The sequence below is a fragment of the Bradyrhizobium sp. STM 3561 genome (assembly GCF_045571455.1).
GTDB classification, from domain to species: domain Bacteria; phylum Pseudomonadota; class Alphaproteobacteria; order Rhizobiales; family Xanthobacteraceae; genus Bradyrhizobium; species Bradyrhizobium vignae.
The window spans coordinates 2,055,593-2,080,959 of the sequence record NZ_CP120695.1 but is presented as its reverse complement, the minus strand read 5'-3'; the positions used below and the strand labels follow the sequence as shown (position 1 = coordinate 2,080,959).

The window sequence follows — 25,367 nt, the reverse complement described above, 5'->3', positions numbered from 1 at the left end:
GGAAGCGCTGCGCCCGGGGCAAGAGAGCGTGGCTTTCGCGCACACCTGTTTCAACAGCGTCATTGCGAGCGCAGCGAAGCAGTCCAGAATCCCTCCGCGGAAAGACTCTGGATTTGCTTCGCTGCGCTGGCAACGACGCAACATGGCCGACAGGCGTCACTCCTTCAATTCACCCGCTCGACAAGATGTGCACGGGACGGCGACGGATCGAACCGGTCGCCGAAATATTGCGTTTCGTGCGCGACCAATCCGTCGCGGAACTCCATGATGCTGACGACGTAGGACGGCACCCCGTCATAGCTCAGGATGAACTCGCTCACCCAGAGATCGCCGCCGCCGATGATCCGACGGACCGTGAAGCGCTTCCTGTTCGGCTGCACGAAACGGCTCTGCTGGATGTTCCTGCGGCCATGAATGCGCTCGCCCGATTGCGGATAATCGAGCATCGCATCCTCGCAATAGATGTCGTGCTCGGCCTCGAAATCATTTGCGTCCGAGGCGTCCCAATGGCGCTGAAGCGCAGCTCGCGTGGCGTGATCGTCCATCTCGACCTCCGATCTCGACGTCTCCCATCTTAGCACCGGAGCCGCGCAAAACGGCGACATCGCAACCGTGTCAGGATGAAGTGCGACGCTCTCAGCGACAAGCGCTTCCGAGGGGGCGCAGCGCGCCCTCATAGCGTCCGCGCAAGCTTCGGCAACGAAAATGCCTTTCCTGAACTCGACGATCGCGGAGAAGCGCATGAATCGCATCACATCCTGCAGGCGGCGGCGGCCACGCGCTTGTCCCGATGCTGGCGGCCAAAGGCCGCCCGGAGCTGAGCTGCCTCTGGTGCGAAGTGTTCGACGCGTGCGCGTTGGACATGGCCAAGTGGACCGATAGCCCGTTCGGCAAGCCCGAGGGCACCGTCCGTCGATCGTTCGAATGAACCGCGTCAGACGTTGAGCTGTCGGCACTTGCCTGTCGCTGCAACCGGCGCGGCTGCATGCCCTTTGCAGGACATGCCGACAAATTAGACAAGATCAGTCGCTCCACCCACATGCGGTTGGCACGGACAGGCCAGGCATGTTGGCGCCCCCTGTTGCCTAACCTCAGGTGCAATCTCGATTATTTTCGCGCCGCATGGAGCCGGCGAGCCTGCAGCGCTCCGACTGGCCTAAAATTCGCAAGACGGCATCAGGCCAATTCCCTGCCCCGCCACGATAAGGAGCGGCAAGTTGCGCGCGCCCAGCTCCGGGATGAACGGCCTCAGATCGGAGAATGCCATGAACGTGCATGCTGCCGGAGACCTCAAATTCACCGGTCTCGCCCATCCGAACGGCGCGCGGCTGCGCCTCAACGATCAGGATTTCGTGGCGATCGATCGCGACCGCGATGCGAAATTCGAGGCAACGTACCGGCCGCAGGCGCTGTACAACCGCGCCAATGAAGGCTTTCACGCCAACAACGAGACCTTCCTCCTGCACGAGGTCGCGACCAATCTGCCGATCTACCGGGCCGACACCGGCCCCACTGATTTCCATCTGCATCTGCCACCGGGCGGCTTTCAGCTCGTGCTGGTCACCTCTGGCGCGTTCACCTTCGACTATGACGGGCGCTTCTACAATGTGGGCCCTGGCGCGGTGATGCTGCAAAGCGCGATCGTGCACCGGCAGCTGTTCTACACCTGGTCGGGCCTGTCGACCGAAGAGAATTTGAAGACGCCGCAGACCGTGGTGCCCGATCCGATCTCGATGGGCTATTCGGGCAAATTCCTCGAAGCCTTCATCACCGATCCCACCACCTTTCCCAACCCGACCATCGTCGGTCCGGACCAGATCAACGAGGCCGAGACACCACGTGTGGCCTGGAGCCATCCGTTGCACAACCGACCGGCCGGTGCCGGCTTCTGGCTGCAGGATCCCCTGGCGCTGGACGCGGTGTTCAAGCCGCTCGCCGGTGGCGCGGTCAAATCGGCGATGCCGGTTTACGTGCGCGACATCGGCATCGAGATTCCCAGCGGTCATCTCGTTACCGGCCACATCATCGCGACAGACCCGCGCGGTCGGTCGCTGCTGCCGAAGAGCACGTCGGTCGCCGCGGACGCGGCCTGTTTCGCCAGGGGAGAGGTCGTGATCTACCGCGTCATTCGCGGCACGGCCGAATTTCAAAAGAAGGCCGGCGAGAGCTTCGAGCTTTCCGCCGGCGACGTTGTGACCGCAGGCAAGGAGTCCATCAGCCTCACGGGTGTCGGCGAAAATACCCAGGTCCTCCGTCTCGGCCTGCTCAAGGGCATGAACGAGCTGCGCAGCTGGACACCGACGCAGCGTGACGAGATCGACGGCCTCGCCGGTCAGATCATCACGCAGAAGGACGTCCGCCCCCTGCGCACCGAAGGCAAGCCGGTCGGGTATCTGTACGGGTAGGCGCGGATCTCGTTGCGGCCATCCTTCGAGCCGCCCGCCTACGGCGGGCCCTCAGGATGAAGTCGTGTTTTGCGGCGAAATCTTAGACCCTCATGGTGAGGAGCCCGCCACAGCGGGCGTCTCGAACCATGCAGGCCGAGCTCGTCCGGCGGACGATAGCCCTACTCCGCCGCCTGACGCACGTGGCGTGCGGTCGGGGTGCGCATCGTGACGAGCTCTTCGGCCGCGGTCGGATGCAGCGCGATCGTCGCGTCGAAATCCGCCTTGGTCGCCTTCATCTTCACCGCGATCGCCACGGCTTGCGTGATCTCGGCGGCAGAGTCGCCGACGATGTGACAGCCGAGCACGCGGTCGGTCGCGCCGTCGACCACGAGCTTCATCAGCACGCGGGTGTCGCGGCCCGACATCGTCGCCTTGATGGGCCGGAAGGTCGTCTTGTAGATGTCGACGTGGCTGTATTGCGCGCGCGCCTCGGTTTCCGTCAGGCCAACCGTGCCGACTTCCGGCTGCGAGAACACCGCGGTCGGGATGTTGGCATGATCGACCCTCACCTCGCGCTTGCCGAACACGGTGTCGGCGAAGGCATGGCCCTCGCGGATCGCGACGGGCGTCAGGTTGAAGCGATGGGTGACGTCGCCGATGGCATAGATGCTGTCGACCGAGCTCCTGGAGAAATGGTCGACCGCGATGCCGCCGTTGTTCGGGTTGATGGTGACGCCGGCCTTCTCCAGACCGAGATTGGCGACGTTGGGATGACGGCCGATGGCGAACATCACCTGGTCCGAGGCGAGGCTCGAACCGTTCGACAGATGGGTGGTGAAGCCCTCGCCCTGGCGCTCGACCTTCGTCACCGTGCAGCCGGTGAGAATCGTGATCCCCTGCTTCTCCATCTCGGCTCGCACGTGCGTGCGAACATCCTCGTCGAAGCCGCGCAGAATGTTGTCGCCGCGATAGATCACGGTGACGTCGGAGCCGAAGCCGGCGAAGATGCCGGCGAATTCCAGCGCGATATAGCCGCCGCCCTGGATCACGATCCGCTTCGGCAGCTTCGCAAGGTGGAACGCCTCGTTGGAGGAGATGACGTGCTCGATGCCGGGAATCGCCGCGCCATGGTTCGGCGCGCCGCCGGTTGCGATCAGGATGTATCTTGCAGTGATCTTCTTGTCGTTCTCGAGCAGGCGGACGGTATGCTTGTCCTCGATCACCGCGCGGCTCTTGACGATCTGCGCGCCCGACTTCTCGACATTGGCGGTGTAGGCCGCCTCCAGCCGCGCGATCTCCTTGTCCTTGTTGGCGATCAGCGTCGGCCAGTCGAAGCTGGCGGACGGAACGGTCCAGCCGAAGCCTGCGGCGTCCTCGAGTTCCTGACGGACATGCGAGCCGATCACGAACAGCTTCTTCGGCACGCAGCCGCGGATCACGCAGGTGCCGCCCATGCGGTACTCTTCCGCGACCATCACGCGGGCACCATGACCGGCCGCAATGCGGGCGGCACGCACACCGCCCGAGCCGCCACCGATGACGAAGAGATCGACGTCGAATTCAGCCATAGTCCACTCCGACCTCTCCTAGAGCATGATCAGGATTCTGATCAGATAGGTACTGTCAGATCTCCTTGCCACGCTTGCGCATTTCGGCGCGGAAGGCGCCCATCACGGTCTCGGAGAAGTTCTGGGCCCAGGAGTTCATGAAGGCCATGCTGAGGCCGATGGCGCGCGGCTCGGCTTCGATCAGCTTCTTGCCCAGCGGCGACTTGTAGAAGGTGACGAGATCCTTCAACTCCTGTTCGGTGAACTCGCTGGCGTAGATCTGCGCCATGCCTTCGCCGATCTCGTTCTGGCGGCCGGCGAGCTGCTGGGCCACGATCGGCGCGACCTCGTTGAGGTCCTTCTGGTAGTTGAGGTTCTGCTGCGTCAGCGCGATCTTGGTCTTCTCGACGAGGCCCGGCACGGCGCCCTGATACATCGCCGTAGCGTTCTTGATCTGCAAAATTTCCTTGGCCGCTGCGATCGCCGCCGGCGAGGCTTTCGGCTGGGCCGGCGCGGCGGCCGCCTTGGGCTGGGCCGGCGCCGGCTGCTGCGCGATCGCCGGGACCGCCGAGACGGCCAGGCCAGCAGCAAAGGTCGCGGCCGGCAACAATTTCAAAACGCTCTTCATTCCTAGTCTCCTTAGGGCTTTCGCCGTTCAATCACGCGGATTCCCTCGCCGCCCGCCAGAACGGCCGAGCTGGCCAAGCCGATGAACAATCCATGTTCGACCACGCCGGGGATCGCGCTCAACGCCTTGGCGAGGCTGGCGGGATCCGCAATACGTCCGAGCTGGGCATCGACGATCCAGTGGCCGCCATCGGTGACGAAAACGTGGCCGTCTTTGGCATTGCGGACCGCCATTTGCCCGGAAACGCCGCAGTCCGCAAATGCCTTCTCGATCGCGCGGCGCGTCGCCCCGAGGCCGAACGGGATGACCTCGACCGGCAGCGGAAACTTGCCGAGCGTCGGCACCCATTTGCTGTCGTCGGCAATCACGATCATGCGATCCGAGGCGGCCGCCACGATCTTCTCGCGCAAGAGCGCGCCGCCGCCGCCCTTGATCAGATTGAGCTCGGGATCTATCTCGTCCGCGCCGTCCACGGTGATGTCGAGATGGTCGATCTCGTCCAGCGTCGTCAGTGGCACACCGCAACGCTGCGCATCGGCCCGCGTCGCCTCGGAGGTCGGCACGCCGACCACCTTGAGCCCGGCGGCGACGCGCTCGCCGAGCAGCTCGACGAAATGCTTGGCCGTCGAGCCCGTGCCGAGCCCGAGCTGCATGCCGTCACGAACCTCCTCGAGGGCGCGCGCAGCAGCCTGCCGCTTCAACTGGTCCATATTCACGTGTGCGCCCGTCTCTGAATCCGGAGGATGCGCCGCCGATCGCGGCCGCTTTCGGCGGCCTATGTAGCCTCGTTTTTCCCGCGGGAACAGGCCTATAAAGCGATCTTATGGGCCCGCCCCTTGCGCGGATGCGACCGGGCCGGTAGCGCTTGGACATGACCTCCTTCAAAAAGACGCGCCCGCACACCATCGTTTTCGATCTCGACGGCACGCTTGTGGATACGGCGCCCGACCTGATCACCGCGCTGAATTATGTGCTCGACCGCGAAGGTCTGCCGCCCGTGCCGATGGCCTCTGCCCGCAACATGATCGGCGCCGGCGCCCGCAAGCTGATCGAGCGAGGGCTGGAGGCCGAGGGCCGCACCGTCACCCCCGCCGACATGGACCGGATGACGGCGGATTTCATCGCCTATTATGCCGACCATATCGCGGTCGAATCCCGCCCCTTCGACGGGCTCGAGGCCGCGCTCGATCATTTCGCGGCGCAGGGCCATCGCCTCGCGGTCTGCACCAACAAGCTGGAATGGCTGTCCAAGCGTCTGCTGGACCAGCTCGACCTCAGCCGGCGCTTCGCGGCGATCTGCGGCGCCGATACCTTTGGCGTCCAGAAGCCCGATCCGACCATCTTTCGCGAGACGGTGGCTCGGGCCGGTGGGGATGTGAAGGCGAGCATCATGGTCGGCGATGCCGGAACCGACGTCGGGGTCGCCCGGCGCGCCGGGGTTCCCGTGATCGGGGTCAGCTTCGGCTACACCGACGTGCCGATTGCCGAGCTGAAGCCGGACCGGTTGATCCATCACATGCGCGACCTGCCGGCGGCCGCAATCGATCTGATGGCGGCTTCCTACAACTAACTGATATTGCTGGGTTATTATCTATGCGCCGCGCGCCAATTGCTTGCCCCAAACGACACTTCTAAGGTCGGCCCGGGGATGTGGCGGTTCGCCGCAGTAGAGGTGGATGGTTCATGCGTCGTGTCATCGCGATTGCGTTAGCGGGGGCGAGCCGCACCCGCAGCCAGCTCGCCCCTCTCCCGATCCGAATGCAGGCAAGCGCTGAGTTACATACACCAGCCGATTGTCCTAGCCGCGTCCGATGCTTAGATTGCGTCGACCGCACCGCTGAAAAGTGCGCCCGTCGCCGCAAGTGACAAGGCATTTGGTATGAACGGACCTTCCGTGAGCCCCCGCGCCACGCTATCGAGCGCGATGACCGATCCGTTCGGACGGACCATCACCTACTTGCGCGTTTCCGTCACCGACCGCTGCGACCTGCGCTGCTTCTACTGCATGTCGGAAGACATGACGTTCCTGCCCAAGGCCGACCTGCTGACGCTGGAGGAACTGGACCGGCTCTGCTCGGCCTTCATCGCCAAGGGGGTGAAGAAGCTGCGGCTCACCGGCGGCGAGCCCTTGGTCCGCCGCAACGTAATGACGCTGGTGCGCTCGCTGTCGCGGCATCTTTCGAGCGGCGCCCTGAACGAGCTGACGCTGACCACCAACGGCACCCAGCTTGCGAAGCACGCGCGGGAGCTTGCCGATTGCGGCGTCCGCCGCATCAACGTCTCGCTCGACACGCTCGATCCCAAGAAGTTTCGCGAGATCACCCGCTGGGGTGAGATCGACAAGGTGCTGGAGGGCATCGAGGCCGCACGCGCCGCAGGACTTGCCGTGAAGATCAATGCCGTAGCTCTGAAGAACCTCAACGAGGACGAATTGCCCGAGTTGATGCGCTGGGCCCACGGCAAGGGCATGGGCCTGACGCTGATCGAGGTGATGCCGATGGGCGAGATCGGCTCGGGCCGGATCGACCAGTATCTGCCGCTGTCGCTGGTGCGTGCCCGCCTCGCCCAGCAATTCACGCTGACGGATCTGGCCGAGAGCACCGGCGGTCCGGCCCGCTATGTCAGCGTCGCCGAAACCGGCGGCAAGCTCGGCTTCATCACGCCGATGACCCATAATTTCTGCGAATCCTGCAATCGGGTGCGCATCACCTGCACGGGGACGCTGCACACCTGCCTGGGCCACGAGGATGCCTCGGACTTGCGCAAACCTCTGCGTGCATCGAGCGACGATCTGCTGCTTGCAGATGCGATCGACCGCGCCATTGGACTAAAGCCCAAGGGCCACGATTTCATCATCGACCGCCGCCATGACCGTCCCAGCGTCTCCAGGCACATGAGCGTCACCGGCGGCTGAGGGATTCGCCAGCCGCCATCTAAGCCGCTGCTGACGCGTCAATTTGTCCATTTTCCGATTGACGGCACGTGAACCCGCTGGTTTGGTGCGACCGCCTTTGCTTGCCCGGCAACATAAGCCGGCCCGCCCGTTGGCGGTCGCGGTCAAGACGGCAAGGCGCGAGGGGAGGACTGACGCTGCAATCGCTTCGGAATGCGATCCGTGTGGTCGTGTGCCTTTTGCACGCGAGCCGAGCGATACGTGCTGAAGCCTCCCGGTGAAGTATTAGGCCGCGACGGAGAGAGAGAGTAAGATGCGTCCATTGCTGGCGCTGAGTAACGCCATTGACGCCCTCAACGAAAAGATTGGGTACGTCTGTAACCTGCTCGTGCTCCTGGCATGCCTGGTTAGCGCGGCCAACGCCATGATCCGCTACGCCTTCAACGACTCGTCAAACGGCTGGCTCGAGCTGCAATGGTACATGTTCGCCATTCTCGTGATGTTCGGCTCGGCCTACACCTTCAAGCGCAATGAACATGTGCGGGTCGAGATCTTTTATCTGGTCCTGTCCGAGCGTGGTCAGCTCTGGCTCGACATGATCGGCACGCTGTTCTTCCTGATTCCCTCGTGCCTCCTGCTCGCCTATCTGTCCTGGCCGTTCTTCATGCAGGCCTACAGCGTCGGCGAGATGTCGGCCAACGCCGGCGGCCTGATCCGCTGGCCGATCAAGTTCGTGATCCCCGCCGGCTTTGTGATGCTGGCGATCCAGGGCGTTTCCGAGGTCATCAAGCGTATCGCGGCTCTCCAGGGCTATGTGACGATCGACGCCAAGTACGAGAGGCCGACCCAATGATTACGCTGGAGATGATGCCGCCCTTGATGTTCGGCGGCCTGGTTCTGGCGATGCTGATCGGCTTCCCCGTGGCATTCACGCTTGCCGCGGTCGGCCTCTCCTTCGGCTTCCTCGCCATCCATCTCGGCTTCTTCGACCTCAACTTCCTTCAGGCCATTCCCGGCCGCGTGTTCGGCAGCGTGCTGTCGAACGAGCTCCTGCTCGCGATCCCGTTCTTCACGTTCATGGGCGCCATATTGGAGAGATGCGGTCTCGCCGAGGACATGCTGGATTCGATGGGCCAGCTGTTCGGCCCGGTCCGCGGCGGCCTCGGCTATTCCGTGATCATCGTCGGCTTCATTCTCGGTGCCATCACCGGCACGGTGGCGGCGCAGGTGATCGCCATGGCGCTGATCTCGATGCCGGTGATGATCCGTTACGGCTACAACATGCGCTACATCACCGGCGTGCTGGCGGCCTCCGGCACCATCACTCAGCTGGTGCCGCCCTCGCTGGTGCTGATCGTGCTCGCCGACCAGCTCGGCAAGTCGGTCGGCGACATGTATCTCGGCGCCTGGGGCCCCTCGGTGTTCCAGATCGTTTTGTTCGCCGGCTACACGTTCATTCTCGGCCTGATCAAGCCAGGCCATGTGCCGGCGGTGCCGCTGGAGGCGCGCACGCTGACCGGGTGGGCGCTGTGGAAGAAATGTCTGAAGGGCATCATCCCCTCGGCCGTGCTGATCTTCGTCGTGCTCGGCACCATGATGATGGGTCTCGCGACGCCCACCGAGGCCGGCGCGATGGGCGCCGTCGGCGCGATCGTGCTCGCCGCGATCCACCACAAGGACTTCTCCTCGACCGACAACAAGATTTTGCTCATCGGCGTGATCGCGGCCGGCATCGGCACCATCGTCGCGATCCTGTACAGCGAGAACTTGATCTTCAAGATCGCCTTCGCGGTGACCTATCTGGCGATCGCGTGGATCTGCATTCGTGCCGCGCGCATCCCCGACCTGCGCGACCTGATCACGCAGGGCTACCAGTCCACCATGCGCCTCACCTGCATGGTCACCTTCATCCTGATCGGGTCGACCTGCTTCTCGGTGGTGTTTCTCGGCGTCTCCGGCGGCGTCTGGCTCGAACATCTCCTGACCTCGCTGCCCGGCGGCGTCTGGGGCTTCCTGATCTTCATCAATCTCTTCATCTTCTTCCTGGCGTTCTTCCTCGACTTCTTCGAGATCGCCTTCATCATCCTGCCGATGATCGCGCCGATCGCGCAGAAGATCCTCGCGCCGGTGGTGGGACCGGACGCGGCCCTGATCTGGTTCGGCGTGATGCTCTGCGTCAACATGCAGACCTCGTTCCTGCATCCGCCGTTCGGTTTCGCGCTGTTCTACCTGCGCGGGGTCGCGCCGAAGGAAGTGAAGAGCTCCGACATCTATTGGGGCGCCGTGCCCTGGATCGGCTTGCAACTGATCATGGTGCTGCTGGTGATCATCTTCCCGTCCGTGGTGACGGGCCTCCTGGACAAGCCGCTCAACGTCGATCTCGACAAGGTCAAGATCGAAGTGCCGCAGATCGAGCTGCCGCCGCTGGATCTCGGCCCGCCGCAGAAGTAGGTGGTTCTACCAGCAAGCGCCGATGCCCTCTTCTCCCCTTGTGGGAGAAGGTGGCCTCTCTCCGCGCATTTGACTCGCAGTCCGACTCGCGTAGGCAACCCCTCACCCAGCCTCGCTATCGCGAAGCCATCCTCTCCCACAAGGTCCCACAAGGAGGGGGCAGCACCGCCGCGCGTGACAAGCGCCGCGAACACAGGCATATCGGGCTACTTCTTCAACCGAAGGACCGCCGCGCATGCCCCGATCGCACCCTGTTCCCTCGCTCGTCGCTCCGTTGATCGCCTCGCTGTGGCTGGCATGTGCCGCCACCGTCGCGCATGCCGAGCCGATCGCCGATGTCCATGCGCTGGCGCAAAAGGAACAGCAGCCGCTGCTCGACACGCTGCGCGATCTCGTCAACATCGAATCCGGCAGCAAGGACATCGAGGGCCTGAACCAGATCGCCGAGCGTGTTGCCGGTCAGCTCAAGCAGCTCGGCGGCACGGTGGAGATCCTGCAACCGACCGACATCTATCGCCTCGACGACACCCCCGAAAAGATCGGGCCGGCCGTGCGCGCCGTGTTCAAGGGCACGGGGGATAAGAAGATCATGCTGATCGCCCACATGGACACGGTGTACCTGAAGGGCATGCTGAAGGACCAGCCGTTCCGCATCGAGGGCGACAAAGCCTACGGCCTGGGCATTGCCGACGACAAGCAGGGCGTCGCGCTCATTCTGCACACCGTGGCCCTGCTGCAGAAGCTGAACTTCAAGGATTACGGCACGCTCACCGTGCTCACGAACGGCGACGAGGAGATCTCCTCCCCCGGCTGGCGCAGCACCATCACACGCCTCGCCTCGGATCAGGACGTGGTGTTCTCGTTCGAAGGCGGCGGCACCGACGGGACGCTGCGTCTCGCGACCAGCGGCATCGGCTCGGCCTATCTCACCGTGCAGGGGAAGTCGTCACATGCGGGCGCACGGCCCGAGGGCGGCGTGAATGCGCTGTACGAGCTGTCGCACCAGGTGCTGCAGATGAAGGATCTGTCCAAACCCGAGCAGGGCCTGAAGCTGAACTGGACCGTCTCAAAGGCCGGCACCAACCGCAATGTGATCCCCGCCGAGGCCACGGCCCAGGCTGATGCACGCGCGCTCAAGGTGTCCGACTTCGACGAGTTGCAGAAGGTGCTGCAGGACAAGATCAAGAATCGGCTGCTGCCCGACTCCAGGGTCGACGTGAAGTTCGAGGTACGACGCCCGCCACTCGAAGCCAACGAGGCCTCGCGCCGGGTGGCGGCCTATGGCAAGACGGTCTACGGAGAGATCGGGCTATCCCTCAAGGTGGACGAGAAGGCGACCGGAGGCGGCACCGATGCGGCTTTTGCCGCGCTGCAGTCCAAAGGAGCCGTGGTGGAAGGCATGGGCCTGTCGGGCTTCGGCGCGCACTCCAACGATGCCGAATATGTGAAGCTCGACAGCATCGTGCCGCGGCTGTATCTGGCGACGCGCATGATCATGGACTTGTCCACCGGCAAGCTGAAATAGGGACGGCGCTTTCTTCCTTCTGCCTTGTGGGAGAAGGTGGCGCGAACGCAAGAACCCCTCACCCGTCTCGCCGCTGACGCGGCGCGCCACCCTCTCCCACAAGGCGAGAGGGTGTAGCGTCACTGCCGCGCCAGCTCTTCTCAACAGTCTTTAGCGCCTTCACCAACCTGAACCGAAGCGTGAACTCCGCACCGCCGCCTGCAAGGTTCTCCACCGCAACCGTGGCCGCGTGATCGTCCGCCACTGCGCGCACGATCGAGAGTCCCAGCCCCGCACCGTCGCTGCGCCGGCGGTCGCCGCGCCAGAAGCGCTGGAAGATCAGCTCGCGTTCGGCTTCCGGGATGCCCGGGCCGTGGTCACGTACGCGCACCGAACCGTCTTCGCGCACCTCGACATCGACGGAGGTGTCCTTTGCCGTGAACTTGATGGCGTTTTCCGCAAGGTTGAAGATCGCACGCTGGAGCATCTCGGAATTGCCGTGGATCTCGACCGGTGCGTCCGTGCCCTTCAGCTCGATATCCTTGTGCTGCGCAATCGCGAACGGCGCGATCGAGCCGACCACCTCGGCGCAGACGGCGCGCAAATCCGCGGTCTCGCCGGGATCGAGCACCAATGTGTCGAGTTCGGCGATCTCCAGCAGCTGGGCGACGAGGCGGCTCATGGTTTCGATGTCGGCATGCAGCGCCTGTCGTGCCGCACGGTCGTCGAGCGTCTCGATGCGCGTGCGCAGGATCGCGAGCGGCGTGCGCAACTGATGCGCGGCGTCCGCCGTGAACTGCCGCTGCACGCGAAAGCCGCCCTCGAGGCGATCGAGTGCCTGGTTCACGGCGGTGACCAGCGGCAGGATCTCGCGCGGGATCTGTGCCGTAGGCAAGCGGATGTCGGTCCGCGCCGGGCCGATATTGCTGGCCTCCTCCGAGGCCTTCCACAGCGGCGCAACCGCCCGGCGGAAGATGATGATGTCGGTGGCAAGCAGGACCAGGAGGATCGGGATGGTGATCCAACCGACCCGCCGGAAGAAGTTCGAGACGATGTCGTCGATGATGACGTCGCGGTGCGCGAGATCCTCGGCAACCTGGATGCGCACCGTCTTGCCGTCGATGTCGCGGGTGACGCCGGCGCCGGAAATGGTATCGGACAAGCGCGGCGCCGCCACCGCGGGAGAACGCCGGTGGGAGGAGAACAGCAGCCGGCCTTCGGCGTCGCGAATGTCGTACTGGTAGCGTCCATAGGCGTCTGAATAGAGGCCCTTGAGGCTGTCGGGCAGGTTGAAGGTCAACGTACCGTCCGGCTGCGCCACGATGCGCTCCGCCAGCACCTCGGCCTGGGCGCGCATGGCGTCGCGATGCAGCTGGCTGATCTCGGAATTGAGCAGCCAGAACAGTACCAGCGGCAGGAAGATCGCGACCACCGCGACCGCAACGATGTGGAGGAACACGATGCGCCAGATCAGCGATTTGAAGGTCGGCGACCTGCCATAGGACCCGGCGCCGGATCCGAGCTGGGTCACGCTATTTCTCCTCGGTCATGAGATAGCCGACGCCCCGGATGGTGTGGATCACCACCTTGGCGCCATGTTCCGCCAGCTGCTTGCGCAGTCGCGAGACATAGACCTCGACCGCGTTGGAAGCGACTTCGCCTTCGAGCCCGAAGATGTGGTCCTCGACGTTCTTCTTCGGCACGACCCGCCCCTGCCGGCGCAGCAGGATCTCGAGCACCGAGGTCTCGCGCGCGGAGATGATCCGCGGCTGGTCGTCGACGAAGATCTGGCGGCTCTCGGTGTCGTAGACGAGGTTGGCGAGACTGAGCGAGCGGCCGAGCAGCTGGCCCGGCCGGCGCAGGATCGCCTCCAGCCGCGCCACCAGTTCCTCCATCGCGAACGGTTTTACGAGGTAGTCGTCGGCACCGCTGCGCAAGCCGCTGACGCGGTCCTGCACGCCGCCCCGCGCGGTCAGCACCAGCACCGGCAGTGGCTCCATCTTGAGGCGCAGCTCGCGCAGCACCGACAGGCCGTCGCCGTCGGGCAGGCCAAGGTCGAGAATCATCGCGGCATAGCTGACACTGCTCACCGCCTCGCGTGCCTCGGCCGCGCTGCCGACGATGTCGCTCTCATAGCCGGCCGCCGCCAGCCCGCCGGCAACGAGCCGCGACAGCTCGACATTGTCCTCAACGATCAGAAGGCGCATCAAAGTCCCGCCGGACAGCCCGGTGTCATTGTACGGCCTGCGCCGCATCGGCGCTCTCTTCCACTATTCCGAGCGCTTGGGCCAGTGAAAAAGCAGCCGGTTGACTAGTCAAGATCTTGTCAGCTTCATGTCAGCCGATCAGATGTGTTCCAGTGGTTGACCAGACCAGCAAATTCGGCCCCAGGACGAAAGGATGAGCTTCATGAGCAGACCGTTGAAAACGGAAAGCGAGCTGATTGCAATGGCAAGGGCCGAGTTGAAGGCTCACGCCGACTGTCCCGACACAATGACGATTTCCATCATTCGCGACGGCAGTTCCTGGGAGTTTCGAGCCAGCGCAGATCAGGCCACGTCGGATCGGCCCGGTTATCCGGAATGTGTCGCCATGCTGGTTCAGATCGGCGATCACCTCAGCAAGCAGTACGACCTTAAGGGTTAGGTCACCCCCGCGCTTCGAACAGCGCGTAGCGGCTTCAGAACGTGTGTTCGAGCACCATCGTCAGACCGGCTGCGAACCCGATGACGACCAGCAATGAAAGAGTACGACTTTAAAGGAACCATGTTACTACGAGCCCGGCGCTGGCCGAGAACACGGCGGCCGTGGTGATCCAGCCGAGCGCGTTCATCCACGCAGAATTCACCTTGTCCCCCATGATCTTGCGGTTGTTGGTCATAAACATGATCAGCAACAAGAGCGGCGGGGTCGAAAATCCCTGAACGATCCCCGACCAGACCAGGGCCTGCATCGGATTGAAACCAAGGAAGTTCAGAGCGACAGCAATCGCTGTGAGTCCGGCAATCGCCCAATAGAATCCCGGTGCTTCGCGTGGACGGGCGTGAAGGCTGGCCCTCCAGCCGAGCGCCTGTGCTAGATCGTACGCGGCGCCGGCAGTCATCACCGGTACGGCGAGAAACCCGACGCCTATGATGCCAGCGGTAAACAGCACGCTTGCGCCCGCACCAGCAAGAGGGCGCAACGCCTCCGCCGCTTGCGCAGCGGTTTCTATGTTGGTCTGGCCGTGGTCGTGGAGCGTGACTCCTGTGGACATGATGATGAAATACATGACGGCATTGGAAAACAGCATGCCGATGAGCACGTCGCGGCGGCTGCGGGAGAGCTCGGTACTGGATGCTCCGATGCGCTGAGAAAGTCTGATCTTCCCTTCCTCAATCTTCTCTTCGACCTGCTGGTTGGATTCCCAAGTGTAGATATAGGCCGACAACGAAGTCCCGATGATCGCGACGACGATGGACAGAAAGTGCCGGTCTAACCGCACCGTGGGGATGAATGTGCCAATCAAGACCTCTGCAGGATCTGGCTGAGCGAGCAGAGCGGCGGCCGCGTAGGCGAGCAGCGCCAGGGCGAGCCAGCGGAAGATCGCCCGTATGGTTGCGTAAGATCCCCATAATTGAAGTGCCAGCAGTACGACGGCGACTGCAACCACGATCCATGGAACGGGGAGCGGAATGAAAATGCCGAGCGCGGCGGCCATGCCGCCGAGATCGGCGGCCGCTTCGATCGTGTTGCCGATCATCACGCCCACCAGCACAGCCCAGAGCAGCCAGCGCGGATAGAAGTCTCGGATGACGTGGAAGAGCCCTCGTCCCGAAACTTGCCCCAACTTCGAGGACAGGTAGACGACCGTGAACATCATCGGCAGGACGACAGGCGCCAACCAGAGGATTTGTGTTCCGAATTGCGCCCCGGCGCTGGCATAGGTGCCGATTGCGGAAGGATCGTCGTCGGCCGCCCCGGTGATGACGCCCACCCCTATCGACCTTGCGAGCCCTCGTTCCTTCTGGTCGTCCTTGTCGGCCATGTAATCCGCGGCACTCCTTGCCCTTTGACGTCGACAAGTGCCGGCGGCTGATCGTAGTTCCTATGCGATGACGTGGTCCGCGGCGGCCTCACCGGACCTTCCGAAGCGAGGCGCCAGGTTGCCTCCTCCTCACTTAAGCTGGCTTGATACGCTGCGACTCGAAGGCCGCTCTGAGTGCAGCCAGCTGGTCGCCTGTTGCTCCCAGCTCTGCCTCGGCCGGATCCGCAGGTAGATCCGCGTAAACAATCGGCTGATCGAACTGGCTCGCCGTGAAGTCGTATCTCTGCCCTTCAATCCGGTTGTAGAAGTGGTCGCCGGCCGACAAGGGCGTCTTCAGTAATTCACCGCAGAAGAGTTCTCGTATCAGCAATGCCGTGACGTTGCATTGCCCTGCCGCCGGATTATCCGCACTCCATTGGCTTGAGGTCGACAATGACCACGCCTTGCGAAGCGCCCTTTGGACGGCGTCGGGATCGAAGCTCATCGTCGTCTCCAGAGTGGGTGCCGGCGAGATATTTCGGATTATTCGATACTCATACTCTGCCACTGTTTTGCCCGACAGGTCAAACCGCTCCTGGTTCGTAGGAGCTGTTGAGCGGAACGATCCTTCGATCGAGCCGGCTCCGGAGTCGCCCTCTCCTGCATGCCGCAGCACAGACCCGCCTCCCGCGAAGACCGTTTGTACCGCCAATTTTTTTCACGACTTATCAATCGGTTGGCTACTGTGCATGGGGTTGTTTTTCGAGTTTTGAGTGGGGCACTCTTCGCGACGCCCAAAAAGAACGCCCCGGAGCCTTCGCTCCGGAGCGCTGCATGCGACAGATGACGTGATCAGCTCTGTGAGCGCCGCGCCATGAAGATGTCGTAGCCGACCTCGGCGACCTGGAACCAGGCGTAGCCGTCGCCCGTGAACTTGGCGAGGGAGTCGTGCACCTTCTTGAAGTTGGGGTTGGTTGCGCCAACTTCGGCGTGCAGCTCCTTGGCGGCCTTGTAGCAGGCATCCATGATCGCCGGCGAGAAGGCGTGCAGCTTGGCGCCGCCGGCAAGCAGCTTCTTCAGCGCCAGCGGATTGGCGGTGTCGTAGCGTGCCATCATGTAGTTGTTGGCATAGTGGCCGGCCTGCTCCAGCACGCTCTGGTAATATTTCGGCAGCGCGTTCCATTTGTCGAGATTGACGAAGGCCAGCAGCATCGGCCCGCCTTCCCACCAGCCGGGATAGTAGTAGTGCGGCGCGATCTTGTAGAAGCCGAGCTTCTCGTCGTCATAGGGACCAACCCATTCCGCGGCATCGATGGTGCCCTTCTCCAGCGCTGGATAGATATCGCCGCCGGCGAGCTGCTGCGGCACCACGCCGAGTTTCTGGAGCACACGGCCGGCAAAGCCGCCGATGCGGAATTTCATGCCCTTGAGATCCTCGGGCGAGTTGACCTCTTTCCTGAACCAGCCGCCCATCTGGCAGCCGGTGTTGCCCGCGAGCAGCGAGATGACGTTGTAGCTCTTGTAGAACTCGTTGAGAACGTCACGTCCGCCGCCTTGCATGTACCAGGCCTGGTTGATGCGCATGTTGGGCCCGAACGGCACGGCCGAGCCGAAGGTGAAGGTCGGGTCCTTGCCGAAATAATAGTAGGACGCGGTGTGGCCGATCTCGCAGGTGCCGTTCTGCACGGCGTCGAGCACCTGGAGACCCGGCACAATCTCGCCGGCCGCGAAGATCTGGATCTGGAATTTGTTGTCGGTCGCCTCAGCGACCATCTTGCACATCATCTCGGCACCGCCAAACAGCGTGTCGAGCGATTTCGGCCAGCTCGTGGGCATCCGCCATTTGATTTCCGGCATCGACTGCGCGATCGCGGGAGCCGCGAGCGTGGCGGCGCCGGCCGCACCAAGTCCTGTGACCTTGATGAAGTCTCTTCTCTTCATGATTTCCTACCCTGATGGATGTGCTTGTGGAGCCTTCTTGTCGAGGCTTTCCGACAGCATGGAACATCGCCGGGCCGAAAGCCATCCCGATCGCACTGCGGCAACGAAAAAGCCCGGCCTCCTGCGAGGCCGGGCTATCCGGTCTTACGACTTAAGCCGTAGATCAGCCGCGGGTGCGCGAGCGGATCATGAAGCTGTCATAGGTGTATTCGGCAACCTGCCACCACAGATATTCGTCGGAGCGGTAGGCCTGCATGGCGTCGATCGACTTCTTGAAGTCGGCGTTCTTGGCCGAGGTCTCCGCCCACAATTCGTTAGTCGCCTTGAGGCAGGCCTCCAGCACTTCGTTGGTGAAGGGACGGAGCTGGGTGCCACCCGCGACCAGACGCTTCAACGCCGACGGGTTCTGCATGTCGTAGCGCGCGGCCATCCAGGTGTTGGCATTGGCCATCGCGTTGGTGAGAATCGCCTGGTAATTCTTCGGCAGCGCATTCCACTTTTCCAGGTTGGTGAAGGCATGCACGGTCGGGCCGCCTTCCCAGAAGCCTGGATAGTAGTAGTACTTGGCGACCTTGGCGAAGCCGAGCTTCTCGTCATCGTAGGGGCCGACCCACTCGGCGGCGTCGATGGTGCCCTTTTCCAGCGCGGGATAAATGTCGCCGCCGGCGAGCTGCTGCGGCACCACGCCGACCTTCTGAAGCACCTGGCCGGCGATGCCGCCGATGCGCATCTTGAGGCCGGAGAGGTCGGCAACCGTCTTGATCTCCTTGCGGAACCAGCCGCCCATCTGGGTGCCGGTGTTGCCGCAAGGGAAGCCGATCACATTCGACTTCTTGAAGAACTCGTTGGCGAGCTCGTTGCCGCCGCCCTGGTAGAGCCACGAATTCTGCTGGCGCGCATTGAGGCCGAACGGCACCGAGGCGAAGATCGCGAAGGTCGGATCCTTGCCGACGTAATAGTAGGAGACGGTGTGGCACATCTCGACCGTGCCGTTCGAGGTCGCATCGAGGGCCTGCAGGCCAGGGACGATTTCACCGGCCGCGAACACCTGGATCTGGAACTTGTTGTCAGTCATTTCGGCGACGTATTTCGCCACCTGCTCGGCGCCGCCATAGATGGTGTCGAGTGACTTCGGAAAGCTCGAAGTCAGCCGCCACTTTACCTCGGGCGAGGACTGCGCGATCGCCGGCGAGGCCACCGCGGTCGCCGCCGCGCCTGCTGCCGACACTTTGAGAAAATCACGACGCTTCATCTCAGGTCTCTCCTTGCTGGGGCGTTTCCCCTTGACTTCTCTTCTTGCCGCCGCGCATTTCGGCGACGCGTCGGGACGCGTCGAACCGAAGGGGCTTGACTGCCGTGGGCCTTTAACACGGAAGCCCCGCTTGCGGAACGCGACAATGGCATGACGGGGCTCTACGAAAGTCGCATGTCCCCGCAGCTGGCCGCGGGGATCGGATCAGGCCGCCGCGATGACACCCTTGAGCTGGTCCCGGACCTGGCCGGCGATGGCGCGGTAGATCGCCGCATGGGGACCGTCCGGCTCGCTGTCGACCACGGGATTGCCCGCGTCCGAGGTGGCGCGAATCGCCATGTGCAGGGGGATCTCGCCCAGGAACGGTACCCCGAGCTTCTCGGCCTCATGCCGCGCCCCGCCATGACCGAAAATATCCGACCGCGTGCCGCAATGCGGGCACTGGAAGTAACTCATGTTCTCGACGATGCCGAGCACGGGCACGTTGACCTTCTTGAACATGGCAAGGCCCCGCCGCGCGTCGATCAGGGACAGATCCTGCGGGGTCGAGACGATCACGGCGCCCTTAAGCGGCACGTTCTGCGCCAGCGTGAGCTGGGCATCGCCGGTGCCCGGCGGCATGTCGACGACGAGCACGTCGAGCTTGCCCCATTCGACGTCGCGCAGCATCTGCGTCACCGCCGACATCACCATGGGACCGCGCCAGATCATCGCGGTCTCCTCCTCGACCAGGAAACCGATCGACATGATTGCGAGGCCGAAACGCCGAAGCGGAATCATCTTGCGCTCGCCGTTCAGCTCCGGCTTGTCGCGCAAGCCCGTCAGGCGTGGCACTGAGGGGCCGTAGATGTCGGCATCGAGCAGCCCGACCTTGAGGCCGAGGTCGCGCAGGCCGAGCGCCAAATTGAGCGCCGTGGTCGACTTGCCGACGCCGCCCTTGCCGGACGCCACCGCAATCACCGCGGCGACGCCGGGGATCTCAGACTGCCGTGCCATCGGCGAGCCACCGCCCTGCGGCGGCTTGTGGGCATGGACCGGCTGCACGCCAGGCGAGCCGCGGCTCGGCTGCGGGGGTGGCGGCGGCGCGGCACCCGGTTTGCGCTCGGCGGTCAACGCCACCATGACCGTGGTGACGCCGGGAATGGTGCGCACGGCGGCCTCCGCTTCGGCCCGGACCGATTCCCAGGCCCTTGCCTCGGCGGCATCGACATTGATCGAGAAGAACACCTTGCCGTCCGACGCGCTGATCGCGCTCAGCACATTGGCATGGGTGAGCGCGACCCCGCGGGGTGATTTGACCTTGGTGAGGCTGTCGAGAACCTGTTGCTGCGTCACGCTCAAAGCGCATCTCCTGGACTTGAGGATGCCCCATTAGAGCGGAAACGCCCAAAAGGCTACTGCCTGCCGATATCGTCGGCTTTTTCGGCAGGCGCCGCCCCCTGCTCCCTGGCGGCCTCGTAGTTCAGCTCGATCATGACCCCGTTGGGGTCGTGGACGAAGATCTGCCAGAGGTCGCCGCCGGGCACCTGGCGGGACTCGAACTTCATCCCCTTTGACGCCAGCCGCAGTTTCATGCCGTCAAAGCCGCGACTGACGAAGGCGACGTGGTGGACAACGCCGGAATCCGGCTTTTGTGGCTCGGCGGTCGGAGAAATATCGACGAGGTGCACCACTGGCTTGCCCTCGCTATACATCCAGGCGCCCGGGAAGACGAAATTCGGCCGTGGCCCTTTTTCCAGGCCCAGCACATCCTCGTAGAAGCGGACGGTCTCGGCCAGATTCCGCGTCCGGATGTTGAAATGATCGAGGACGCCAACGCTCACGCCGCCCATGCTCTCGCTCCCTTGTTTTGAAGTCCTTAGGTCCATCATCCTAGCACAGGAGGCCGCCAAACGAAGCCGTTGCCCTCTGCCCTCAAGGGTTTATGGTGCGCCTCCGATCCGCCCTCACCGCGGAACCCAGGCGTCCCCCGCCTGGCAAGAACCGTAAAACCCAAACTACGGACAAGGTACCACAATGGCTAAAGTCGCTTTCCTCGGTCTCGGCGTGATGGGCTTCCCCATGGCCGGACACCTCGTGAAAAAAGGGGGCCATGAGGTCACCGTCTACAACCGCACCGCGGCCAAGGCGAAAGAATGGGCGGACAAATTCGGCGGCAAGACCGCACCGACGCCGAAGGCGGCCGCCGAGGGCCAGGATTTCGTGATGTGCTGCGTCGGCAACGACAACGATCTGCGCGCGGTCACGATCGGCCCCGACGGCGCGTTCGCCGGCATGAAGAAGGGTGCGACCTTCGTCGACCATACCACCGCCTCCGCCGAGGTCGCACGTGAGCTCGACGCGGCCGCCACCAAGGCCGGCTTCAAATTCGTCGATGCGCCCGTCTCCGGCGGCCAGGCCGGCGCCGAGAACGGCGTGCTGACCGTGATGTGCGGCGGCGCGCAAGACGCTTATTCGGGCGCCGAGCCGATCATCACGGGCGCCTATGCACGGATGTGCAAGCTGCTCGGGCCCGCCGGAAGCGGCCAGCTGACGAAGATGGTCAACCAGATCTGCATCGCCGGTCTGGTGCAGGGTCTCTCCGAGGGCATCCACTTCGCCAAGAAGAGTGGCCTCGACGTCGCCGCGGTGATCGAGACCATCTCGAAAGGGGCCGCACAGTCCTGGCAGATGGAGAACCGCTACAAGACCATGAACGAGGGCAAGTACGATTTCGGCTTCGCGGTCGAGTGGATGCGCAAGGACCTCTCGATCTCGCTGGCTGAAGCCCGCCGCAACGGCGCCAATCTGCCAGTGACCGCGCTGGTCGACCAGTTCTACTCCGAGGTCGAGAAGATGGGTGGCAAGCGCTGGGATACGTCGAGCCTGCTTGCACGACTCAATCGCTGACAGCTGACGTTCTGAAACGACCTTGCTGATCGCGATCGCCGCCATCTTCATCCTCGCCTATGCGGCGATCGCGCTCGAGCACCCGCTTCGCGTCAACAAGAGCGCTACGGCGCTGCTCGGCGCTGGGCTGCTGTGGACCATCTACGCTGTCGCAACCGGCGACCACGCGCTGGTCGGCCGCCAGCTCGACGCGTCCGTCGGCTCCACCGCGCAGATCGTCTTCTTCTTGATCTGCGCCATGACGATCGTCGAGGTGATCGACGCCCATGATGGCTTCGAGGTCATCACCTCGCTGATCCGCACCACGAGCCAGGTCACGCTGATCTGGCTGATCGGCTTCGTCACGTTCTTCCTCAGCGCGATTCTGGATAATCTGACGACCACCATCGTCATGATCTCGCTGATCCAGAAGCTGATCGCCCGCCGCGACGACCGCCTGTTGTTCGCCTCCCTCATCGTCATTGCCGCCAATGCCGGCGGCGCCTGGACCGTGATCGGCGACGTCACCACGACCATGTTGTGGATCGGCGGACAGATCTCGCCGCTCAAGATCATGAGCGCGGTGTTCCTGCCCTCGCTGCTCAATCTGCTGGTGCCGCTCGTCTTCATCAGCTTCTCGCTCAGGGGCAAGATCATCGCACCGCCGCCGAAAGATAACGGATTGCTGGCCGTCGACCGGTTCGAGCGCAACCTCATGTTCTATCTCGGCCTCGGCACACTGATCGCGGTGCCGGCGTTCAAGGCGGTCACGCATCTGGCGCCCTTCATGGGCATCCTGTTCGGCCTCGGCGTGCTCTGGCTGGTCGGCGAGATCGTGCATCGCCACAAGGAGGAACACGTGCGCCAGCCTCTCACGCTGGTGCACGCGCTGACCCGGATCGACATGAGCTCGGTCGTGTTCTTCGTCGGCATCCTGCTCGCGGTTGCCTGCCTCGAGCATGCCGGCCTGCTGTCGATGCTGGCGCGCTGGCTGGATACCGCCATCGACCGCCAGGACGTCATCGTCGTCGTGCTCGGCCTGCTGAGCGCCGTCATCGACAACGTACCGCTGGTCGCCGCGACCATGGGCATGTACGACCTCGCGCATTATCCGCCCGACAGCTTCATCTGGGAGTTCATCGCCTATTGCGCCGGCACCGGCGGCTCGATCCTGATCATCGGTTCGGCGGCGGGTGTTGCCGCCATGGGCCTCGAAAAGATCGAGTTCTTCTGGTACGCGCGCCGCATCGCGGGGCCGGCCTTGGTGGGATATTTGGCCGGGGCCCTGGTGTACATCGCGCAGCACGCGGCACTGCATTGAACGGCGCAGGCGAGATCCGAATTAACGCCGGGTTAACGTAATTCTTTAGCTCCTTAAGTCAGCTCTTAAGGATTTCTTGCCACAGATAGACAATGCAGAAGGCCCGCGTCCGGCGTGGGCAGGAATCGTGTTGCTTGATGAGTAACCCCGCTGAAAAGCCCGAGGTTGTGCAGCTTCCGGCCGAGCCGGTGAGCGCGCCATCGGCGAGCAGCCGAAGGGCTGCGGCGCAGCGGGTGCGCGAGGCACGCGACAAGTTAACGTCGACCAGTGGAACCCGGCCGGCCTTCGACGCCGAGATGCTGCGGCAATACGCCCAGACGCGACTGTCTGCCTCCTATGTCGTGATGCTGCTGGTGGTGGCGACCGGCATGCTGTTCGGGCTGTGGATGCAGCCGATCCCGGCCGCGGCCTGGACCGCCGGCATGCTTTGCATCCACAGCGCCATGATCCGCAGTTGCCGGCGCTTCCTGACCGAGCCCGCCTCGCCCTCCGCGACGCGCGCATGGCGGACGCGCTTTGTCATGCTCGACCTGCTCTATGGCCTGTGCTGGATGGCGATCCTGATCCATCCCGTGCTCGACATGGTCACGGAAACGCTGATGATGTTCCTGATGCTGCTGGTGATCGCAGTGTCGAGCATGCTCGCTGCCAATCTGCCGATCGCCGCCGTTGCCGCCACCGCGCCGGTCGCCGTCGCGATGGCGCTGAGCTTCGTGATGACCGGCTCGCTGGACAATTACATCCTGGCGGCACTCGCGCTCGCGGCCGAAGGCTATTTCGTCCTGCTGGCGCACCGCCTGCACTCCTCCACCTTTGCCACGCTGGAAGCGCGCGCAGAGAAGGATGCGCTGATCGGCGAGTTGGAACAGGCCAAGGCAATCTCGGACGAAGCCCGCCACCGCGCCGAAGCCGCCAATGTCGCCAAGTCGCGCTTCCTCGCGCAGATGAGCCACGAGCTGCGCACGCCGCTGAACGCCATTCTCGGCTTCTCCGAGGTGATGAAGAGCGAAATTTTCGGCGCGCATGCGGTGCCGGTTTACAAGGAGTACTCGGCGGACATCCATAATTCCGGCGTGCACCTGCTGAACCTCATCAACGAGATCCTCGATCTGTCGCGGATCGAGGCCGGCCGCTACGAACTCAACGAGGAAGCGGTGTCGCTGGTCGGTATCGTCGCAGACTGCCATCATTTGATGAAACTGCGTGCTTCGAGCCGCGGTATCACCATCCACGAAGTGTTCGAGCAGGCCATGCCGCGGCTTTGGGCCGATGAGCGCGCGATCCGCCAGGTCGTGCTCAATCTGCTCTCCAACGCGATCAAGTTCACCCCCCAAGGCGGCGAGATCTGGCTCAAGGCGGGATGGACCGCCTCGGGCGGGCAATATCTCTCGGTGAAGGATACCGGCTCCGGCATCCCCGAGGACGAGATCCCGGTGGTGCTCGCATCCTTCGGCCAAGGCTCCAATTCGATCAAGTCAGCTGAACAGGGCGCCGGCCTCGGCCTGCCGATCGCCAAGAATCTGATCGACCTGCATGGCGGCACGTTCACGCTGAAATCGAAGCTGCGCATCGGCACCGAGGTAATCGTCACCTTCCCGCCGGAGCGCGTGATGAGCGCGCTGGCGCCGCTGTCGGATGATTCTCCGCCTCTCCAGCCGGAAAGTTCCGTCCTGCCGGACGAGAAACGCCGGCCGCGCCACAAGCCGATCATGAGCGCCGGCACAGGTTCCTAACCAGATGCTTGCCGACATGCCCGATCATCCCTCACTATGTCCGTATGAGCAAAGAAACGCCGTGCGTCGCCGTCTGCATGATCGATCCCAAGACCAAACTGTGCTTCGGCTGCGGCCGGACCTTGCCCGAGATCGCGCGCTGGCACACAATGGAGAGCGTGGACCGGCTCGCGATCATGGCCCTCTTGCCGGCACGCATGGCGGAGGCTGGACTTATGCCGATTGCGGCGTCGCCGAAACGCATCTGATCCGCCTGCGTACATTCGGAGGCGCGCGATGATCCGCCTCCTGCTCGTTCTGATCATGCTCGCCGGCACGGCAGGTGCCGTCGTCGCCTATGGCGATCCCGACCAGATCGCGCGAGCCAGCCACAAGGTCTCGCACATTTTTCGCGCACAGGCCGCCTCCCCGGCACCGGCCGTCCAGATCCCGCGCAGCCAGGGCGGCGAATTCACGCTGCGCGCGAAGATCAATGGCGTCACCGCACCGATGGTGATCGATACCGGCGCGACGTCGGTGGTGCTGACCTGGGAAACCGCAAAGGCGATCGGGCTGCCGCTCGAAATGCTGGAATACGATGTCGACCTCGAGACCGCGGGCGGTCACACCAAGGCGGCCCGGCTCACGCTCGACCGTCTCGCCGTCGGCAAGCTGGTCGAGAAGTCGGTGCCGGCCCTCGTGGTGCAACGCGGCCAGATGAAGACCAATCTGCTCGGCATGAGCTTCCTGGATCGCCTGCAAAGCTGGGGCGTGCGCGCGGATACGCTGATGCTGACAGGATATCCGGAGCTCCAGAGCAGCCCTCGCCGCTCCCGCACGGCGGTCGACTAGCAAGG

Annotated in this window: 24 protein-coding genes; 12 read left to right on the top strand and 12 right to left on the bottom strand. The window is 63.6% G+C overall.

The genetic code is table 11. The annotated features are described in order from the left end of the window. Positions 1-164 precede the first annotated feature (164 nt). The gene (locus P6U28_RS09440; protein WP_122403858.1) at positions 165-545 is read right to left on the bottom strand and encodes a nuclear transport factor 2 family protein; all 381 of its coding nucleotides are present in this window, start codon (positions 543-545) and stop codon (positions 165-167) included. A gap of 720 nt (positions 546-1,265) precedes the next feature. Between P6U28_RS09440 and P6U28_RS09435 the strand changes: the two genes are divergently transcribed. Beyond that, on the top strand, positions 1,266-2,405 hold the full coding sequence (locus P6U28_RS09435) for a hypothetical protein (protein ID WP_122403859.1): 1,140 nt from the start codon (positions 1,266-1,268) through the stop codon (positions 2,403-2,405). Positions 2,406-2,566: 161 nt separating this feature from the next. Here P6U28_RS09435 and gor read toward each other — a convergent pair whose 3' ends face one another. The 3 genes from gor to rpiA are packed head-to-tail and all read right to left on the bottom strand — an operon-like array spanning position 2,567 to position 5,278. After that, a complete protein-coding gene (gene gor, locus P6U28_RS09430; RefSeq protein ID WP_407122091.1) occupies positions 2,567-3,955 on the bottom strand; it encodes a glutathione-disulfide reductase in 1,389 nt (462 codons plus the stop codon). Between the two features lie 55 nt (positions 3,956-4,010). Further along, positions 4,011-4,562, bottom strand: a complete 552-nt coding sequence (locus tag P6U28_RS09425) for a DUF2059 domain-containing protein (protein WP_122403861.1) — start codon at positions 4,560-4,562, stop codon at positions 4,011-4,013. 11 nt (positions 4,563-4,573) lie between these two features. Then, entirely contained in the window at positions 4,574-5,278 is a 705-nt protein-coding gene (gene rpiA, locus P6U28_RS09420; protein ID WP_122403862.1) for a ribose-5-phosphate isomerase RpiA, read from the bottom strand. A 155-nt stretch (positions 5,279-5,433) separates the two neighbouring features. Between rpiA and P6U28_RS09415 the strand changes: the two genes are divergently transcribed. From P6U28_RS09415 to P6U28_RS09395, 5 genes are all read left to right on the top strand, one after another. Further along, positions 5,434-6,132 carry an HAD family hydrolase gene (locus tag P6U28_RS09415; protein WP_407122089.1) on the top strand — a complete coding sequence of 233 codons (699 nt, stop codon included), beginning with the start codon at positions 5,434-5,436 and terminating at the stop codon, positions 6,130-6,132. Positions 6,133-6,441: 309 nt separating this feature from the next. Next, positions 6,442-7,476, top strand: coding sequence for a GTP 3',8-cyclase MoaA (moaA, locus tag P6U28_RS09410; protein ID WP_407122088.1), 1,035 nt, complete (start codon positions 6,442-6,444; stop codon positions 7,474-7,476). A 292-nt stretch (positions 7,477-7,768) separates the two neighbouring features. After that, on the top strand, positions 7,769-8,308 hold the full coding sequence (locus P6U28_RS09405) for a TRAP transporter small permease subunit (RefSeq protein WP_122403865.1): 540 nt from the start codon (positions 7,769-7,771) through the stop codon (positions 8,306-8,308). Continuing rightward, positions 8,305-9,906: a TRAP transporter large permease subunit gene (locus P6U28_RS09400; protein ID WP_122403866.1), complete on the top strand. Its 1,602-nt coding sequence runs from the start codon at positions 8,305-8,307 to the stop codon at positions 9,904-9,906. Before P6U28_RS09405 ends, P6U28_RS09400 begins: the two co-directional genes overlap by 4 nt. Positions 9,907-10,141: 235 nt before the next feature. Next, positions 10,142-11,431, top strand: a complete 1,290-nt coding sequence (locus P6U28_RS09395; RefSeq protein ID WP_407122086.1) for a M20/M25/M40 family metallo-hydrolase — start codon at positions 10,142-10,144, stop codon at positions 11,429-11,431. Between the two features lie 58 nt (positions 11,432-11,489). Here P6U28_RS09395 and P6U28_RS09390 read toward each other — a convergent pair whose 3' ends face one another. Both P6U28_RS09390 and P6U28_RS09385 read right to left on the bottom strand, forming a co-directional pair. Continuing rightward, positions 11,490-12,941: an ATP-binding protein gene (locus P6U28_RS09390; protein WP_407122085.1), complete on the bottom strand. Its 1,452-nt coding sequence runs from the start codon at positions 12,939-12,941 to the stop codon at positions 11,490-11,492. A 1-nt stretch (position 12,942) separates the two neighbouring features. Beyond that, entirely contained in the window at positions 12,943-13,617 is a 675-nt protein-coding gene (locus tag P6U28_RS09385) for a response regulator transcription factor (RefSeq protein ID WP_122406733.1), read from the bottom strand. Between the two features lie 202 nt (positions 13,618-13,819). Between P6U28_RS09385 and P6U28_RS09380 the strand changes: the two genes are divergently transcribed. Beyond that, complete coding sequence (locus P6U28_RS09380; protein ID WP_162500332.1) at positions 13,820-14,056, top strand: hypothetical protein; 237 nt, start codon at positions 13,820-13,822, stop codon at positions 14,054-14,056. 109 nt (positions 14,057-14,165) lie between these two features. Here the strand turns inward: P6U28_RS09380 and P6U28_RS09375 are convergent, their stop codons facing one another. The 6 genes from P6U28_RS09375 to P6U28_RS09350 form a co-directional block, all read right to left on the bottom strand. After that, complete coding sequence (locus P6U28_RS09375; protein ID WP_129143106.1) at positions 14,166-15,437, bottom strand: NRAMP family divalent metal transporter; 1,272 nt, start codon at positions 15,435-15,437, stop codon at positions 14,166-14,168. A 133-nt stretch (positions 15,438-15,570) separates the two neighbouring features. Further along, positions 15,571-15,921: a hypothetical protein gene (locus tag P6U28_RS09370; protein ID WP_122406734.1), complete on the bottom strand. Its 351-nt coding sequence runs from the start codon at positions 15,919-15,921 to the stop codon at positions 15,571-15,573. 347 nt (positions 15,922-16,268) lie between these two features. Then, a complete protein-coding gene (locus P6U28_RS09365; protein WP_122403871.1) occupies positions 16,269-17,357 on the bottom strand; it encodes a TRAP transporter substrate-binding protein in 1,089 nt (362 codons plus the stop codon). A gap of 163 nt (positions 17,358-17,520) precedes the next feature. Beyond that, positions 17,521-18,609, bottom strand: coding sequence for a TRAP transporter substrate-binding protein (locus P6U28_RS09360; RefSeq protein WP_122403872.1), 1,089 nt, complete (start codon positions 18,607-18,609; stop codon positions 17,521-17,523). Positions 18,610-18,813: 204 nt separating this feature from the next. Next, on the bottom strand, positions 18,814-19,950 hold the full coding sequence (locus P6U28_RS09355; protein ID WP_122403873.1) for an Mrp/NBP35 family ATP-binding protein: 1,137 nt from the start codon (positions 19,948-19,950) through the stop codon (positions 18,814-18,816). 53 nt (positions 19,951-20,003) lie between these two features. Further along, complete coding sequence (locus tag P6U28_RS09350; protein ID WP_122403874.1) at positions 20,004-20,441, bottom strand: VOC family protein; 438 nt, start codon at positions 20,439-20,441, stop codon at positions 20,004-20,006. Between the two features lie 184 nt (positions 20,442-20,625). Here P6U28_RS09350 and P6U28_RS09345 point away from each other — a divergent pair, with 184 nt between their 5' ends. The 5 genes from P6U28_RS09345 (at position 20,626) to P6U28_RS09325 (ending at position 25,362) form a co-directional block, all read left to right on the top strand. Beyond that, positions 20,626-21,498, top strand: coding sequence for an NAD(P)-dependent oxidoreductase (locus P6U28_RS09345; protein WP_122403875.1), 873 nt, complete (start codon positions 20,626-20,628; stop codon positions 21,496-21,498). A gap of 22 nt (positions 21,499-21,520) precedes the next feature. Next, positions 21,521-22,798 carry a sodium:proton antiporter NhaD gene (gene nhaD / locus P6U28_RS09340; RefSeq protein ID WP_122403876.1) on the top strand — a complete coding sequence of 426 codons (1,278 nt, stop codon included), beginning with the start codon at positions 21,521-21,523 and terminating at the stop codon, positions 22,796-22,798. 137 nt (positions 22,799-22,935) lie between these two features. Then, a complete protein-coding gene (locus tag P6U28_RS09335; RefSeq protein WP_164936831.1) occupies positions 22,936-24,531 on the top strand; it encodes a HAMP domain-containing sensor histidine kinase in 1,596 nt (531 codons plus the stop codon). A 44-nt stretch (positions 24,532-24,575) separates the two neighbouring features. Further along, the gene (locus tag P6U28_RS09330) at positions 24,576-24,779 is read left to right on the top strand and encodes a DUF1289 domain-containing protein (RefSeq protein ID WP_122403878.1); all 204 of its coding nucleotides are present in this window, start codon (positions 24,576-24,578) and stop codon (positions 24,777-24,779) included. Positions 24,780-24,807: 28 nt separating this feature from the next. Continuing rightward, complete coding sequence (locus P6U28_RS09325; RefSeq protein WP_122403879.1) at positions 24,808-25,362, top strand: TIGR02281 family clan AA aspartic protease; 555 nt, start codon at positions 24,808-24,810, stop codon at positions 25,360-25,362. Positions 25,363-25,367 lie beyond the last annotated feature (5 nt).